The 15817-nt window shown below is 59.2% G+C and carries 13 protein-coding genes and 1 pseudogene; 3 read left to right on the top strand and 11 right to left on the bottom strand.

The annotated features are described in order from the left end of the window. Window positions 1-20: 20 nt before the first annotated feature. The 10 genes and pseudogenes from AERO9A_RS03265 to AERO9A_RS03305 all read right to left on the bottom strand — a co-directional run bounded on the left by AERO9A_RS03265 (window position 21) and on the right by AERO9A_RS03305 (window position 11913). Window positions 21-1832, bottom strand: a complete 1812-nt coding sequence (locus AERO9A_RS03265) for a glycosyl hydrolase family 28 protein (protein WP_159970470.1) — start codon at window positions 1830-1832, stop codon at window positions 21-23. A gap of 145 nt (window positions 1833-1977) precedes the next feature. Next, window positions 1978-2982: a methyl-accepting chemotaxis protein gene (locus AERO9A_RS22670; RefSeq protein ID WP_372239633.1), complete on the bottom strand. Its 1005-nt coding sequence runs from the start codon at window positions 2980-2982 to the stop codon at window positions 1978-1980. Window positions 2983-3048: 66 nt separating this feature from the next. Beyond that, window positions 3049-3591 (bottom strand): annotated as a pseudogene (locus tag AERO9A_RS22675) (cache domain-containing protein); the annotation flags it as partial. A gap of 112 nt (window positions 3592-3703) precedes the next feature. After that, complete coding sequence (locus AERO9A_RS03275) at window positions 3704-4477, bottom strand: ABC transporter ATP-binding protein (RefSeq protein WP_159970471.1); 774 nt, start codon at window positions 4475-4477, stop codon at window positions 3704-3706. Window positions 4478-4488: 11 nt separating this feature from the next. Continuing rightward, complete coding sequence (locus tag AERO9A_RS03280) at window positions 4489-5328, bottom strand: ABC transporter ATP-binding protein (protein WP_159970472.1); 840 nt, start codon at window positions 5326-5328, stop codon at window positions 4489-4491. Between the two features lie 11 nt (window positions 5329-5339). Further along, complete coding sequence (locus tag AERO9A_RS03285; RefSeq protein WP_159970693.1) at window positions 5340-6257, bottom strand: ABC transporter permease; 918 nt, start codon at window positions 6255-6257, stop codon at window positions 5340-5342. Window positions 6258-6319: 62 nt separating this feature from the next. Continuing rightward, window positions 6320-7930, bottom strand: coding sequence for an ABC transporter substrate-binding protein (locus AERO9A_RS03290; RefSeq protein WP_159970473.1), 1611 nt, complete (start codon window positions 7928-7930; stop codon window positions 6320-6322). Window positions 7931-7984: 54 nt separating this feature from the next. Next, window positions 7985-9022, bottom strand: coding sequence for an ABC transporter permease (locus AERO9A_RS03295; RefSeq protein WP_159970474.1), 1038 nt, complete (start codon window positions 9020-9022; stop codon window positions 7985-7987). 56 nt (window positions 9023-9078) lie between these two features. Next, window positions 9079-10689, bottom strand: coding sequence for an ABC transporter substrate-binding protein (locus AERO9A_RS03300; protein ID WP_159970475.1), 1611 nt, complete (start codon window positions 10687-10689; stop codon window positions 9079-9081). 69 nt (window positions 10690-10758) lie between these two features. Beyond that, window positions 10759-11913: a mandelate racemase family protein gene (locus tag AERO9A_RS03305; protein WP_159970476.1), complete on the bottom strand. Its 1155-nt coding sequence runs from the start codon at window positions 11911-11913 to the stop codon at window positions 10759-10761. Window positions 11914-12258: 345 nt separating this feature from the next. Between AERO9A_RS03305 and AERO9A_RS03310 the strand changes: the two genes are divergently transcribed. Both AERO9A_RS03310 and AERO9A_RS03315 read left to right on the top strand, forming a co-directional pair. Continuing rightward, entirely contained in the window at window positions 12259-12987 is a 729-nt protein-coding gene (locus AERO9A_RS03310) for an oligogalacturonate-specific porin KdgM family protein (RefSeq protein ID WP_159970477.1), read from the top strand. 69 nt (window positions 12988-13056) lie between these two features. After that, window positions 13057-13887 (top strand): NAD(P)-dependent oxidoreductase, encoded by an 831-nt coding sequence (locus AERO9A_RS03315; protein WP_159970478.1) that lies wholly within the window; start codon window positions 13057-13059, stop codon window positions 13885-13887. Window positions 13888-13994: 107 nt separating this feature from the next. Here the strand turns inward: AERO9A_RS03315 and fpr are convergent, their stop codons facing one another. Beyond that, window positions 13995-14774, bottom strand: a complete 780-nt coding sequence (fpr, locus tag AERO9A_RS03320; RefSeq protein ID WP_159970479.1) for a ferredoxin-NADP reductase — start codon at window positions 14772-14774, stop codon at window positions 13995-13997. Window positions 14775-14890: 116 nt separating this feature from the next. On the opposite strand from fpr, the gene AERO9A_RS03325 reads away from it, so the two are divergent. Next, window positions 14891-15817 (top strand): LysR family transcriptional regulator, encoded by a 927-nt coding sequence (locus tag AERO9A_RS03325; RefSeq protein WP_159970480.1) that lies wholly within the window; start codon window positions 14891-14893, stop codon window positions 15815-15817.

Consider the following 15817-nt stretch of genomic DNA (forward strand, 5'->3'; position numbering starts at 1 on the left):
CTGCCCTTTATCGCCCGTGATCAGGGGGCAGGATTCACACCCTCGAAGCTCAGCCCCTGGCTGTTGCTGACCTGCCACGGGTTGGCATCCGCCATGTCGCTAAAGCTCACATCGACGAAACGCGAATCCCTCAGCCCATCGATCTTGGCTTTGGCCTGGCCGCTGAAACGAACACGCTCGAACACCAACCCTTGGTGCCAGGCATCGTGCTGGCTGTCACCTTTGACCTCGATTGCCGCCATCTGTGCGTTCTCCACGCTTACGTCACTGACGTTGATATCGCGGAATTGCCCTGGGATGGTCGAGCGCTTGTAATCGAGGATGGCATTCGGGTCGTTGTAATCGAGGGTGAAGATGAAGCCCTGCTTGACCGTGTTGCGGATAGCCGAGTCACGGAAGGTGACATTGCGCGCGCCGCCCCCCATGAAGTTGGTGCTCTTCATGCGCAGACCAGCATCGGTGCCGTCGGAAACATTGTCTTCAGCCAGAATGTTTTGAATCCAGGCACCGGTATGGCTGCCCGCCACCACCATACCGTGGCCCTTGCGGAAGAAGTTGTTGAAGATCCAGGCGCCATCCTGAGTCTTCTGCTTGACCGCATCAGCCCCTGTGCCGGCAGCGAAGTTGACGCAGTCATCGCCGGTATCGAAGAAGTTGTTGAAGACCATCGCACCCTGGCTGTTGGCGAACTCGATGCCGTCACCATTGTTGGCGTCATAGGTCTTGTGCGTGGTGTTGGCCAGCACCACGTTCTGGGTTTCCAGGTTCATAATGCCGTGATAGGCCGGATTGACCACGGTGAAGCCGCCATAGAAGACGTTCTTCACATCACGGAAGGTGATCAGCGATGAACGCATTTGCCCATAGGCATCCTTGACATTCATCCCCTCGGCCACCGCGCGCTCGACCTGCGCCTTGGCCAGCACACCATCTTGCATGTAGCGGGTATTGTCGCTAGGCAGATAGAACGGCAGAGGCTGGCCACGCTCATCGATTACGTCCTCCTTACGCTTCCAGCCGTTGCCATCAATGGTGCCCTTACCGACGATGCGGATGTTCTCGAACTCCTGATGACTACGCGGGTCGCGCGGCAAGGCGTTGATCAGCGAGGCCGGACGCACGGTGGTCGAATAGGGGTATTGGATATAACCGGCGCGCGGGTAATCTTCCGGACGCTCGGAACCGAGCAGAGTCGCGCCCTCGGCGATTTCCAGCGTCATGTTGCTCTTGAGATAGAGCGAACCACTCTTGTAGGTACCCGCCGGCAGCAACACCTTGCAGCCGACCGTACAGGCATCGATGGCGGCCTGAATCGCTGCGGTATCGAGCGTCTTGCCATCACCCTTGGCACCATAGCGCTTCACATCGAACAAGGCAGGCACGGCGGTGGTACGTTGCACGATCACCGGGCTATCGGCCGACTCCTTGCCATCGCGACCGACCGAACGCACGGTAAAGCGATATTCGGTGTCCGGCGTCAGCCCTTCAGCGGTAAAGCTGTGAATGGCGATACGGTGATGGAAGTTGCGCGTGTCCTGCTCGTAGAAATGATCGATATACGGCTTGGCTGGCGATACCTGATCGTTGTTGGCATTGCTACCGCCCAGCAGCTTGCCATTGGCATAGACGTGATAATCGACGATGTCGGCGTGGTCAGTCGGCTTTTCCCAAACCAGGATGATCTGCTGATCATCGTAGGCCAGCGTCGGAACCTGTACCTTGGACGGCGCCTGCAGCGCCCATGACGGGATACTGAAGCCCAGCATCAGAGACGTGAGCGCGGCACGAGCCAGCAGATGACGGGGCAGAGTTGCAGAGTGTTCAGAGGGCATTTCGCTTTCCTTTTTTATTGTTTGAATCATCACACCGAGGGTTTGCCATGTCGGCTTGCGCCAACAGGTCAGTTGCTTCGTAAAGACGATGGGCTGTTATTGGGCTGGTGAAGTGGGGCACTCCTTCTGCTTGATAGCGGGCCGGTTACAAACGAAAACGCGCAACGGATTCGCGTAATTGGTCAGCCAGGTTTTCCAGCGAATGCAGATTGCCGCGAGCCTCACGCACCGAGGTGGCAGACTCCTCGACACGTATGGCGATGTTGTCGATGTTCTGCGCAACGCTGGCACTGGCCTGGCTTTGCTCGGCGGTGGAGCTAGCCACCCCCTGCACCTGCACCAGTGTCAGTGACACGCCACTGTTGATCTCACGCAGAGCCTCGGCAGCCTGCTCGGCCAGCGCCAAGCCACTGGCCACTTGCGGGGTAACCGCAGTCATGCCTTCGACCACAGAGCCGGTGTCGACCTGGATCGAGCCGATCATCCGCGTGATGTCCTGCGTGGCCAGCGCCGTACGCTGCGCGAGGTTGCGCACCTCATCGGCAACCACGGCGAAACCACGCCCCTGCTCCCCTGCCCGCGCGGCTTCGATGGCCGCATTCAGCGCCAGCAGGTTGGTCTGACTGGCAATGTTGCTGATCACACCCGTGATGCCGTCGATTTCCTGGGTGCGCTTGACCAAACCGGCAATGCGCTGCGAAGCGTTCTCGACCTGTGTGGACACCTCGGCGATTGCCGCTGCCGCCTGCACCACGCGCTCTTCACCTTCGAGCGCCAACTGCGCAGAACGCGCCGAATTGCTTTCGGTTTCTCGGGCACTGCTGGAGATATGCTCGATGGTGTCGGACATCTGCTCGATAGCCACCGCCGTTGCCGCCGTCGCCTCCGAGGTTTGCAAAGAGGCCTGGTCGATCTGCTGCATTTGCCCGGTCAGGCCTCGGGCCGCCTGGCCCAGCATTTGCGCGCCGTCCTGCATGCTGACGATCATGTCGCGCAAGTTGCTTTGCATGGTGGTCACCGCAGCCAACAGGCTGTCCGCCCCGAAGCGTCCTTGCACGGGGTGACTGAGATCACCTGCGGCGATAGCCCGCGCCACTTCAGCGGCATACATGGGCTCACCGCCCAGGCTGCGGTAGATACCGCGCGACATGCCCCAAGCCACCGTCACGCTCAGCAATAACGCGAGCAAACCGACACAAACGAGTTGCCAGGCAAGGCGCCAGAATGCGGTATCGATGTCATCAACGAAAATGCCGAACCCCACCAACCAGTCCCAACCCTCGACGCGCATGATGCCGTTGATCTTGGGCACAGGTTTATCCACGCCGGGGTAACGGGACATATCGTCGAAGAAGGCATAAGGCTTGCCTTGCAGGCCATCGAGATAGGTCTGCCACTTGCTCCGCCCGTCCGGCTGGGTCGAGCCGAAATCGACCTTGCCAATCACCTCGGCATTGGGATGCACGAGGCTCAAAGCGCCCACCGTCCGCGCCCATACATAGGTCTTCTTGCCGTCACGTAAACTCGACAACGCTTCGACCGCTCGCGCTTGCGCCGCCTCGCGCGTGAGCAGGCCGCGCTTCTCTTGCTCCTGAAAATAAGCCACCTGCTGAATCGCTAGATTGAGCACGGTGAAAATCTCGCCACGCTTGTTTTCCAGCATGTTCGAGCGCAGGGCACTCAAACCGAACCCGGCGACCAGTATTAGGCCGAGTACGCTACAAAACACCATGAGCATAAGCCGATGATTGAGCTTCATTACGCCATCCTGTTGCGTGAAATCCGGCACGCGGTAAAACCGCTACCGATACCCAGCGTCGTGGGTATCGGTTAACCCTGCCGATGAGGCTGTTTGACAGTTACTGCAGTGCTTAGCCCACGGCGCGCGGGGACTCGGCACTGAAGTCACGGCTGGCTTGCACCAGCATACGGGTGTACTCATGAGTGGCCAGATCCTGGCTCAGGCCCTGGCTATCAAGGCGCTCGACGATGCGCCCGTGCTGCATCACCGCAACCTTGTCGCACAGATGGCTGACCACCCCAAGATCGTGAGTGACCATCAGATAGGTGAGCTTCTCGCGCTGACGCAGATCCGACAGCAGGTTGAGAATCTCCGCCTGTACCGACACGTCCAGCGCCGAAGTCGGTTCATCGAGCAGCAAGACGCGCGGCTCCAGAATCAGCGCGCGGGCAATCGCCACACGCTGCCGTTGCCCACCAGAAAGCTGGTGCGGGTAGCGATAGCGGAAGCTGTCGTTGAGGCCGACCTTGAGCAGGATGTCATTGATGCGATCATCACGATCACCCATACCATGGATGGTCAGCGGCTCACGCAGGGCCGCATCGATGGTGTGGCGCGGATGCAGCGAACCGTAGGGGTCCTGAAAGACCATCTGCACCTTGCGAAAGTGCTCCTTGGGAATCTTGTGCTGCAACGGCACCCCGGCGATGCTCAGCTCGCCGCTCCAATGCCGGTATTGCCCGGCCAGGCAGCGCAAAACAGTGGTTTTGCCAGAGCCGGACTCACCGACCAGGCCGAAGGATTCGCCGTCTTCGACGCTCAACTCGACATCGTGCAGAACCTGGTTGAGCGAACTGCCGAAACCGAAGCTGAGGTTCAGCGCGCGGGCTTGGATCATGGACATGGTCAGTTACCTCAGCAGGTGAGCCAGAGTGGATCGCGTTGCAGAACCGGCAAGCGCGCACGGCGGTTGTCCATGCTCGGCAAGGCAGACAACAGGCCACGGGTATAGGGATGCTCGGCGTATTGCAGATCGCAGGCAGCCAGCGACTCGACCACTCGACCGGCGTACATCACCAGCACCCGGTCGCAGTAATTGCGCACCAGATTGAGGTCGTGACTGACGAAGATCAGCCCCATCTGCTGCTCGACCACCAGCTCTTCGAGCACATTGAGCACCTGCTGGCGCACCGACACGTCGAGCGCCGAGGTGGGCTCGTCGGCGATGATCACCTCCGGGTTGGTAATGACCATCATGGCGATCATGATGCGCTGGCCCATGCCACCGCTGACCTCATGCGGGTACAGCTCATAGACGCGCTTGGGATCGCGGATATGCACCTTCTCCAGCATCAGCAGGGCACGCTCGCGCGCCTCACTGCGGCTGGCCTTGAAGTGTGCCAGGTAGGCCTCGGCAATCTGATCGCCGACCTTGACCACCGGATTAAGCGAATATTTGGGGTCTTGCATGATCATCGAGATGCGCTGACCACGAATCTTCTGCATGGCCTTTTCACTGGCGCTGAGCAGATCGATGTCGCCAAATTGCAGCGCCTTGGCGGTGATCTGCGTGCTGCTCGGATGCAGCTTGAGCAAGCTGCGCCCTACGGTGGATTTACCCGAGCCGGACTCCCCCACGATAGCCAGCTTTTCCCGGCCCAGGGTGAACGACACATCGCGCACCGCGTGCATGACTTTCTTGCCATTGACGAAACGCACATTGAGCGAATCGACATTGAGTTTGGGTGTCGACATACAGCCTCCTGTTATTCGCTACGCGGATCGAGAATGTCCCGCAGGCCATCGCCCAGCAGGTTGAACGCCAAACTCACCAACATGATGGCGGCCCCTGGTACAGCGACCAGCCACCAGCACTCAAGCATGTAGCGTCGGCCAGTGGAAATCATCGCCCCCCACTCCGGCAGCGGTGCCTGCGCCCCCAGACCGAGGAAGCCCAACGCGGCAGCGGTGAGGATGATGCCGGCCATGTTCATGGTCAGCCGTACGATCACCGATGGCATGCACATCGGCACGATGTGACGCAGGATGATGCGCGTCGAGGAGGCGCCCTGCAGCTCGACCGCAACGACGAAATCGGCCTTGCGCAGCGACAGGGTTTCAGCCCGAGCCAGACGCGCGATCGGCGGCCAAGACGTGAGCGCAATGGCGATCACCGCCTGCTCCAGGCCTGGGCCCAGTGCCGCGATGAAGGCCAGCGCCAGCACCAGGCTTGGGAAGGAGATGAAGATGTCGGTGATACGCATGAACAGGGTATCGACGATGCCACCGAAGTAGCCTGATACGGTGCCAATGAACAGCCCGATAGGACCGACGATAATGGTCACCAGCGCGATGATGTACAGCGTCACACGGGCGCCGTAGACCAGCCGACTGAAAATGTCGCGACCGTACTCATCGGTACCGAACCAATGCGCAGCACTGGGTGCCTGCAGGGCATTGGCGAGGTTCTGCAACAGCGGATCGTGCGTGGCGATCCAGGGTGCGAAACAGGCCACCACCACCAGCAACAATGCCACCAGCGAGCCCACCAGGGTCATGGGGTTATAGATCAGATGCCTCAGTACACGCAGGCTGCTCTTGTACAGCGCGCCGAGACTGGACGACGGCACTGCATCAGGCCGTTGCTTAGCAGTGGATTGACTAGAAGACATGTTGGCAATCATCGGCATGTTCTCAATCTGAAGTCATGGCCAGCCAGGGCGCCGGGAAGCGCCCTGGCTGGTGCTCAACGTTGCTTGTAAACGCCCAGGTAACGGGTCGCTTCGGCGTCATCGCCGGTGAAACCCTTGACGTCCGCAGCACTGACAGCGGTGTCGACCATTTGCGAAATCATCATGATCGGCCCTGCTTGTTCCTCGTACAGATCCTGAGCCTTGTGGTACATGGCCATGCGCTTGTCGGCATCACGCTCGACACCCGCCTGATCGATCAGCTCGTTGAGCTGCTCACTGAAGAACGAAGCGCGCCAACCCTGGAAGTTCGGCAAGCCGGCGTCATCGCTGTTATTCGGGTTATAGGCAAAGGTGCGTAGGCTGAAGTACGGGTGCGGATAACGCTCGGCACCACGGGCCACGATCATCTCGAAATTACGTGCGCGCATTGCGCCGTACACCTGGTTACCCGTGCCAGTGACGATGCTGGCCTTGATACCGGCTTGCGCCAGAGTCGACTGCATGCGCGCCGCGATATCGATGAACGGCGGCTCAGACAGCGTGCGGATGGTGGTGCTGAAGCCCTCTGGATAACCGGCTTCGGCGAGCAGCGCCTTGGCTTTGGGAACATCCATCTTGTAGCCCGGATCGGGCAGACGCGCCTCAAGCCCCAGCGGCATCGGACGCTGATTGAGCTTGCCGTAGTGCGGCATCACCTGCTTATCGAGCCCCTGATAGTCGATCAGGTTGCGCACCGCCTCGCGTACTTTCTGCTTGGCGAACTCCGGCTGTTTCATGCTCATGGCCACGTAATAGATGGTGCCACGCTGCAATGCCTGAACCTGCAACTTGTCAGAGCTTTCGATCGCCTTGATATCCGGTGCGGCCATGCCATAAGCCAAGTCCAGATCGCCACGCTCAAGCATCAGGCGCAGCGACTGCGACTCGGTCATGTGGCGAATCAGGATCCGCTTCATTTTTGCCGGGCCAGCCCAGTAGCCATCGAAGCGCGTCATCACCAATGCGTCGTTAGCGCTCCACTTGGTCAGGGTGAACGGGCCACTGCCCGCTTCGTTGGTGACCAGCCAGGCGGCGCCCAGATCGCCGTCCTTCTCATGCTTGAGCACCAGTTGACGATCCACCACTACCGCGCTGGGCGAAGTGGCCAGCGAGTCGATGACCAGCAAAGGGTTGACCGGTTGCGGCAGGTCGATGACCAGCGTGTGTGCATCAGTGGCACGAATCAGCGATTGAATGTTTTCGGTGCTGTAGCCGTAGGCTTTCCAGGTGGTGGCCAAACCGAAGTTGAGCTTCATCACCCGATACAGCGACCAGGCTACGTCTTCTGCAGTCAGCGCATTGCCAGAGTGGAACTTGACATCAGTGCGCAGGTGGAAGGTGATCTGCTTGCCGTCTTCGCTGACTTCCCAGCGCTCGGCCAGTTGCGGCAGGTGCTTCTCCGGGCTGCCACCGTCACGCTTGAGCAGCGTGTCGTACAGGTTGGCATTGATCCCCGAGGCATCCAGACCTGGCGCGTTGGCCGGATCGATGGAGAACAGGTTGACCATGCTCATGCCGACGATCAGTTGATCGGCTGGCGTCTTGGCCTGTACGGCGGCCATCGGGCCAAACGCCAGCAGCGTACCCAGCAGGCTCAGACGCAGGAGCGGAAATGTTTTTTTCATATGCTTACCTTCTTTTTATAGTTATCGACTTGGTTTGAATGCCAGCCCAGCGAGCTAGCGGGTTCTCGGATCGAACACCTTGTACAGCGCGTCACTGATCAGGTTCAGCGCCACGAAAATCAGGCCGATGATCAGCACACAGCCCATCACCGCATTCATGTCACCCAGCATCAGGCTGCTGGTCAGGTATTGACCGAAGCCGGGCCAGGCGAACACGGTCTCGATCAGCACGGCGCCTTCAAGCAGCGAGCCATAGGCCAGAGCCACGACGGTCAGTAGTTGCACGAGAATATTGCGGAAGGCATGCCCCCAGATGACCTGGCGGCGTGACAGGCCCTTGACCCGAGCGGTGATGATGTACTCCTGAGAGAGCTGCTCGAGCATGAAACTGCGCGTCATACGGCTGATATAGGCGACCGAGTTGAGCCCCAGGATCAGCGCAGGCAGGACGATATGCTGCAGCGCACTGAAGAAGGCATCCCAGTCACGCGCCAGGGCGGTGTCGATCAGCAGCAAGCCAGTGACTTCATCGACCATGCCGTCATAAGCCAGACCGATGCGCCCCGCCCCACCTGCCCAACCGAGCCAGGCGTAGAACACCAGAAGCCCCATCATGCCGACCCAGAAGATTGGTGTGGAATAGCCGAACAACGTCAGCACCCGCGCCACGTGATCGCCCAGGCGACCGTGATTGCTGGCCGCCACAACCCCCAGCGGTAAACCGATCAGCACACCGAACACAATGGCCAGCGTTGCCAGCTCGATAGTGGCCGGAAACACCCGCTTGATGTCATCGAGCACAGGGTGCCCGGTGAGCAGGGCATTACCGAAGTCGCCCCGCAGCAGGTCGCCCAGATACAAGCCGAACTGCGTCCAGATCGGTTTATCCAGGCCCATGGCCTGGTAGACCTGATCGTAAGTGGAACTATCGGCATCCGGCCCGACCACCGCGAGTACGGGATCCAGCGGCATGACCCGACCAATAAAGAAGGTCAGCGCCAACAGACCCAGCAAGGTCGCCAGCACGGTGCCGGCCCGACGAGACAGTGCCGAGGCGCGTGCGCCGAGCACAGAGGCAGTCGAAAACAACATAACAGGCTCCTGAAAAAGCGTTACCAATCACCGAAGCGAGGGAGCGCAAGCGCTCCTCAACGCGACTTGTAGACGTCTTTGTATCGGGTGGTGGCCGCGGTGTGGCCTTGGTAGTTCTGAACGTCGTGGTACAGCACCACAGTGTCGGTCATCTGCGAAATCGGAATGATCGCACCCACCTGCTCGTCCAGCATTTGCTGGATCTGCTGGTACTGAGCCAGTTGCTGCTGCGCATCCGGCTCAACCTCGGCCTTCTCGATCAGGCTGTTCAGCTCAGGGCTGTAGAACGATGTGCGCCATCCCTGGAAGTTGCTCAACTTGGCCTCGTCACGGTTGTCCGGGTTGTACACCAGCGTACGCAGACTCGAATGCGGATGCCGCTCGGCACCACCACCGCCACGCCCGACGATAATGTCGAAACTACGCTCGCGCATCGCACCGTAAATCTGGTTACCCGTTCCCGTCACCAGTGACGCCTGGATACCCGCCTGAGCCAGAGTGGCCTGCAGGCTGGACGCGATATTGATGAACGGCGGCTCGACCAGCACGCGAATGGTGGTCTTGAAGCCATTGGGATAACCGGCCTCGGCGAGCAGCCGCTTGGCTTCGGCGACATCGAGCTTATAGCCCGGATCGTCCAGCCGCGCGGGCAGCCCCAACGGCAGCGGGCGCTGGTTCAACAAACCGTAGTGCGGCATGACGCTCTGATTGATGCCCTGATAGTCGATCAATGAACGCACGGCTTTGCGTACACGAACATCTTCAAAAGGCTTGGACTTGAGGCTCATGGCCACGTAATACAGCGTGCCACGCTGTACGCTCTGCGTGCTGACCTGATCGGAGCTCTCCAGCGCCTCGATATCCGGCGCAGCCATACCTTTGGCGATATCCAAATCGCCCCGCTCGACCATCAGACGCAGTGACTGCGACTCGGTCATGTTACGCATGACGATACGCTTGAGCTTGGCCGGACCATCCCAATAACCATCGAAGCGGTTCATCAGGATCACATCGTTGGCACGCCAGTCCTTCAGAATGAATGGCCCGCTACCGGCCGCATGGGTGGTCAGCCAGGCGCCGCCCATGTCATCGCCCTTCTGGTGCTGCATGACCACCTTGCGGTCGAGAATGAAGGCACTGGGCGAAGTCGCCAGAGTATTGAGCACCAGCATCGGGTCGCTCGGACGAGGCAGCTCGACAACGAAGGTGTAGTCGTCCACGGCGCGCATGTACTGCTCGACGTTATCCGCCGTGAAACCATAGGCTTTCCACGTCGTCGACAAGGCCAGATTGAGTTTGAGTACACGCTGCAACGACCAAGCAACGTCAGCGGCGCTCAACGGGTTGCCGGACTGGAAGTTGACGCCCTTGCGCAGTTTGAACGTCAGGGTTTTGCGGTCATCGCTGATCTGCCAGCTTTCAGCCAGCGCAGGCACCAGGATGTTCGGCTGTTTGGTGTCCTGCACCAATAGCATGTCATAGAGGTTGGCATTGACCTCCGAGACATCCAGCCCGGTAGCCGCCGCCGGGTCAAGCGACAGCAAGTTGATCATGCTCATGCCGACGATCAGTTGGTCGGCTGGCGTTTTGGCGAATGCTGCAGGCACCGAGGTCATTGCCAGAGAAGCAGCAAAAACCCCCGCCCAAATCTTGGGAAGAACACTCATGCGAGATAGCCTTTTTATATTTATTGGACTCTCAAGCGGCGCGCCATCTGGCGCGCCACCACACACGAATCAGAAGCGTTGCAGCGTGTTGGTTTCCACGTAATCGAAGTCGATGTCTTCACCCAGCCCCGGCAGATCCGAGAGATGAACGAAGCCATCTTCATCCATGGGGTCAACCAGGCGCTTGAGGTAAGCCGGCACTTCGTCGTAATTCAGGAACGGGTGCAACAGACCGCGCTCGTACCAGGTGCAGTTCTTGATTGCACCGACCACGGCCAGGTTAGCGGCACCATTGCCGTGAATCTCGCAGTCCATGCCGAACGACTCAGCCATGTGCGCCACCTTCAGGCAAGGCGCAATACCGCCAACGCCAGCCACGCCGGCGCGCAAGATATCGCAGACATCATTTTTCACCCAGCTAGCACGGCTCAAGTGCTTGCCACCCAGGCTTTCCGGGCCTAGCACTGGAATATCCAGTTGCCCTGCCAGCCAGGCATAGGACTCAGCCGAATCTTCCATCATCGGCTCTTCGAACCACGCGAAATTCAATTTCTCCAGAGCACGACCGATGGTCAGGGCATCGGTACGGCTGTACCAGTGATAGCCGTCGATCATCAGCGCGATATCCGGGCCAACAGCTTCACGCACGGCAGCGCAGGCTTTGATATCCATGCTCACGCTGGGAGCGAAGGACACCGGCGGCATCCAGGTGTGCAACTTGATGGCTTTGTAGCCGCGTTTGACCAGCGTTTCGGCGAAGCGACCATATTCTTCCGGGGTGGACAAACCGCCTGGCAGCTCATCACCGCACATGGTCGAGCCATAGGCCGGCACCTTGTCCCGGTAACCGCCAATCAGCTTGTACACAGGCACATTCAACTTGCGCCCAGCCCAGTCCCAGAGCGCCTGCTCAACCAGCGCCAGGGCGCGATCGGTCAGTTGACTGGCACTGCCACGCTGCCAATGTGCCAGGTCGTGCCAGATCTTTTCGCGATTGAAGGCATTAGCCCCCACCAGCACCTTGCGCACGAAGCCATCGAGCACATAAGGACGGATCAGCTCGGGAGCACCCAGCGCATAGCCTTCACAGCCGCACTCGGTCTTGATCCGTAGCAGAGCCATCTGAGCCTGCGTGACATCACCCGGATGAGCATGCCCTGCACTGTCTACGGCACGACGGGTGGGATAGGAAAAAATCTGGACGTTTACAGCAGTGATGATCATGGACGTCAGAGCCTTCTTATTGAATTTATGGCGAGCGATTCATACGCTGAAATCCATCCTACGTCATCATACAACTTTTGAGAAGAACCCTTTCTAAACTTTATAAATCCTAAAAAAAACAGGCATCACATTCGCAATACGCCCTCTACAGCCTTACAAAACCCTTATAAAACCTGAACATAGCAATCACACAGACGTCATCCGACAACACTGAACAAATTTGTAGACAACTGAAAACTTGTACGATAACGTCTAGAAAAACTCGAACGAAGGAGCACCACCCCCCCCAACACGCCACACCCCTAGCAGTACATCTACCCCAACAAAAACAAAAAAGAAGATCGTATGAACAACACACTCCGCACTCTCGTTGCCGTAGCTGCACTCGGCCTGTCTTTCCATGCCTACGCCGACTCAGCCAACATCAACTACCGCCACGGCTTCACCGAAGACGACAGCATGCACTCCGACCGGATCAAGCTCAGCTACCGGATGGACAGCGGCCTGGGCTTCGGGGCCGAGATCAAATACAGAACCGCTGGAAATCGCCGCGAGGATGTCGCCTATGACAACCTGGTCAACAACGGCCACGAGTTCACAGTCGACTACAACCTCAAACTCAGTCCGCAATCGACGCTGACCCCAGCCTTTCAGATGGACAGCGGCAGCGATAGCACCACCTACAAGTTCGGCCTGAAGTACAACTACAAGATCAACGACACCTGGTATGTGGCCACCCGCCTGCGCCACGACGCCCGCCGCCGAGACCGCGACACCATTGATGAAAATGTAGGGAATCGCGCAAGAGACAACCAGAACACCACACGTTACGAAGGCTGGCTCGGCTTCACCCCGAAAGGCCCTTGGGCCTTCGAGTACCAGTACATCCACTTCGCCACCGACTACATCCGCTACGACAACAAAAGAAGCGACTACGAGCAGAATCTGGTCGTCAAATACAAGCTCAACAAACAATGGACGCCCTTCATGGAAGTCGGTGACATCCGGGTCAACTCAACGACCGATGACCGCCAGGCTCGCTGGCGTCTGGGGATTCAGTACAACTTCATGTAACCCCCTTCGGGCAGCCAATCGGCTGCCCGGCTCTCATATCCCTCTCCCCCACAAGCAAAGGTTCACAGCATGACCGCATCCGCCTCGAACACCGGCGACAAGCCTTTCAATCGCTTACTCCTGACAGGTGCGGCCGGCGGCCTCGGACAGGTTCTGCGCGAAGCACTGCAAGCACATGCCTCGATCATCCGCGTCTCCGACATCAGCCCGATGGCCCCGGCGGCCGGAGAGCACGAAGAAGTCGTAACCTGCGACCTGGCCGATAAAGCCGCAGTGCTGGCACTGGCCAAAGACGTAGACGCCATCGTCCACCTGGGCGGGATTTCCACCGAGCGAGCCTTCGAAGAGATTCTCGAAGCCAACATCCGTGGCACCTTCCACATCTACGAAGCTGCGCGCAAGGAAGGCATCAAGCGGGTCGTATTCGCCAGCTCCAACCATGTCACCGGCTTTTACCCACAGAATGAAGAAGTGGACGCGCACTCGCCGCGTCGCCCCGACTGCTATTACGGGCTGTCCAAGTCGTACGGCGAAGACCTGGCAACCTTCTACTTCCATCGCTACGGCATCGAGACCGTCAGCCTGCGCATCGGCTCTTCGTTTCCAGAGCCGCGCAATGTACGCATGCTCTCGACCTGGCTGAGTTTCGCTGACCTAGGCCATCTGGTGGAGCGTGCCCTGCTGTGCAAAGACGTTGGCCACACCGTGGTCTACGGCATGTCGGCCAACCGTGACGTATGGTGGAACAACCGCTACGCCGCGCACCTGGGGTTCAACCCACAAGACAGCTCCGAGCGCTTCCGCGCACAAATGGAGCAACAGCCAAAACCGGCAGCAGACGATCCCTCTGCTCATCTGCAAGGCGGTGCATTCACTCAGGCGGGCCCGTTCGGCGACTAACCCCAGGCACTGGCCGGTGCCTACGAAGTTAATGCCCATAAACGACAATGCCCGTATCTTTTGATACGGGCATTGTCGTTTATGGGGCTGATCTAGCTAAGCACGCGTCACTTCTCGACGAAGGCACGCTCGATCAGGTAGTCACCCGGCTCACGCATACGCGGGGAGATCTTCAGGCCGAAGCTGTCGAGCACTTCGCTGGTCTCGTCGAGCATGCTCGGGCTGCCGCAGATCATCGCGCGGTCGTCCTGCGGGTTGATCGGCGGCAGGCCGATGTCGGCGAACAGCTTGCCGCTGCGCATCAAGTCGGTCAGGCGGCCCTGATTCTCGAACGGCTCGCGGGTGACGGTGGGGTAATAGATCAGCTTGTCACGCAGCGCCTCACCGAAGAACTCGTTCTGCGGCAGGTGCTCGGTGATGAACTCACGGTAGGCCACTTCGTTCACGTAGCGCACGCCGTGCACCAAAATCACCTTCTCGAAACGCTCATAGGTTTCCGGGTCCTGAATCACACTCATAAAAGGCGCCAGACCGGTGCCGGTGCTGAGCAGATAGAGGTGCTTGCCGGGGTTAAGGTCATCGAGCACCAGCGTGCCGGTGGGCTTCTTGCTGATGATGATTTCGTCGCCTTCCTTCAGGTGCTGCAACTGCGAGGTCAGCGGGCCGTCCGGCACCTTGATGCTGAAGAACTCCAGGTGCTCCTCCCAGTTAGGACTAGCGATGGAGTAAGCACGCATCAGCGGGCGACCGTTTTCCTGCTGCAGGCCAATCATCACGAACTGACCATTCTCGAAGCGCAGGCCCGGATCACGGGTGCACTTGAAGCTGAACAGAGTGTCGTTCCAGTGGTGGACGCTGAGCACACGCTCGACGTTCATATTGCTCATGATGATGATTTCCTCGAGAAACACGGCGCCTGAAGGCACGATTGCGCGGCATTCTATTCGCAGCAACAATATCTGTTAAGTGGATTATCAAGATATAGGTTATCGGTTATATCGATATGCGATTTACCCTCAGACAACTCCAAGTATTCGTCGCCGTGGCGCAGCATGAGAGCGTTTCACGCGCTGCGCAATCGCTCGCATTGTCGCAGTCGGCCACCAGCACCTCGCTCACCGAACTGGAGCGCCAGTCCGATTGCCAGTTATTCGATCGCGCCGGCAAACGCCTGGCCCTCAACGCCCTGGGCCGACAATTGCTGCCTCAAGCCGTAGCGCTGCTCGATCAGGCCAAGGAGATCGAGCGCCTACTGGGAGGCAAGAGCGGTTTCGGCTCACTCAATGTCGGCGCCACGCTGACGATCGGCAACTACCTGGCCACCCTGCTGATCGGTAGTTTCATGCAGAACCATCCCGAGTGCAGGGTCAAACTGCAGGTGCACAACACCGCCCATGTGGTGCAACAGGTCGCCCACTACGAGCTGGATCTGGGCCTGATCGAAGGTGACTGCCAACATCCAGAGATTGAAGTGGAGCCTTGGGTGGAAGACGAGCTAGTGGTGTTCTGCGCACCGCAACACCCACTGGCACAGCGCGGCAGCGCCAGCCTGGAAGAACTCACTCACGAAGCCTGGATCCTCCGCGAGCAAGGCTCCGGCACGCGCCTGACCTTTGACCAGGCCATGCGCCACCACCCACGCTCACTGAATATCCGCCTGGAGCTGGAACACACCGAGGCGATCAAGCGGGCAGTGGAATCTGGCCTGGGCATCGGCTGCATCTCGCGCCTGGCGCTGCGCGACGCCATCCGCCGTGGCAGCCTGGTGGCAGTGGAAACCCCGGAGCTGGATCTGCGCAGGCAGTTCTACTTCATCCGTCACCGACAGAAATACCAGACCGCCGCCATGCGCGAATTCCTTGAGCAATGCCGCGCGTTCACCGCCGGGGTCAGCCGCAGCGACCAGATCGTCCTGCAACCCATCTTCTGA

Origin of the sequence: Pseudomonas sp. 8Z, from assembly GCF_902506535.1 — a bacterium.
Lineage (GTDB): Bacteria > Pseudomonadota > Gammaproteobacteria > Pseudomonadales > Pseudomonadaceae > Aquipseudomonas.

Bases quoted from the DNA above. Each gene is read 5' to 3' on its own strand.
- fpr (WP_159970479.1), bottom strand. From the start codon at position 14,774: ATGAGCAATATGAACGTCGAGCGTGTGCTCAGCGTCCACCACTGGAAC.
- AERO9A_RS03265 (WP_159970470.1), bottom strand. From the start codon at position 1,832: ATGCCCTCTGAACACTCTGCAACTCTGCCCCGTCATCTGCTGGCTCGT.
- AERO9A_RS03295 (WP_159970474.1), bottom strand. From the start codon at position 9,022: ATGTTGTTTTCGACTGCCTCTGTGCTCGGCGCACGCGCCTCGGCACTG.
- AERO9A_RS03275 (WP_159970471.1), bottom strand. From the start codon at position 4,477: ATGTCCATGATCCAAGCCCGCGCGCTGAACCTCAGCTTCGGTTTCGGC.
- AERO9A_RS03290 (WP_159970473.1), bottom strand. From the start codon at position 7,930: ATGAAAAAAACATTTCCGCTCCTGCGTCTGAGCCTGCTGGGTACGCTG.
- AERO9A_RS03280 (WP_159970472.1), bottom strand. From the start codon at position 5,328: ATGTCGACACCCAAACTCAATGTCGATTCGCTCAATGTGCGTTTCGTC.
- AERO9A_RS03305 (WP_159970476.1), bottom strand. From the start codon at position 11,913: ATGATCATCACTGCTGTAAACGTCCAGATTTTTTCCTATCCCACCCGT.
- AERO9A_RS03315 (WP_159970478.1), top strand. From the start codon at position 13,057: ATGACCGCATCCGCCTCGAACACCGGCGACAAGCCTTTCAATCGCTTA.
- AERO9A_RS22670 (WP_372239633.1), bottom strand. From the start codon at position 2,982: ATGTCGCGCGGTATCTACCGCAGCCTGGGCGGTGAGCCCATGTATGCC.
- AERO9A_RS03285 (WP_159970693.1), bottom strand. From the start codon at position 6,257: ATGATTGCCAACATGTCTTCTAGTCAATCCACTGCTAAGCAACGGCCT.
- AERO9A_RS03300 (WP_159970475.1), bottom strand. From the start codon at position 10,689: ATGAGTGTTCTTCCCAAGATTTGGGCGGGGGTTTTTGCTGCTTCTCTG.
- AERO9A_RS03325 (WP_159970480.1), top strand. From the start codon at position 14,891: ATGCGATTTACCCTCAGACAACTCCAAGTATTCGTCGCCGTGGCGCAG.
- AERO9A_RS03310 (WP_159970477.1), top strand. From the start codon at position 12,259: ATGAACAACACACTCCGCACTCTCGTTGCCGTAGCTGCACTCGGCCTG.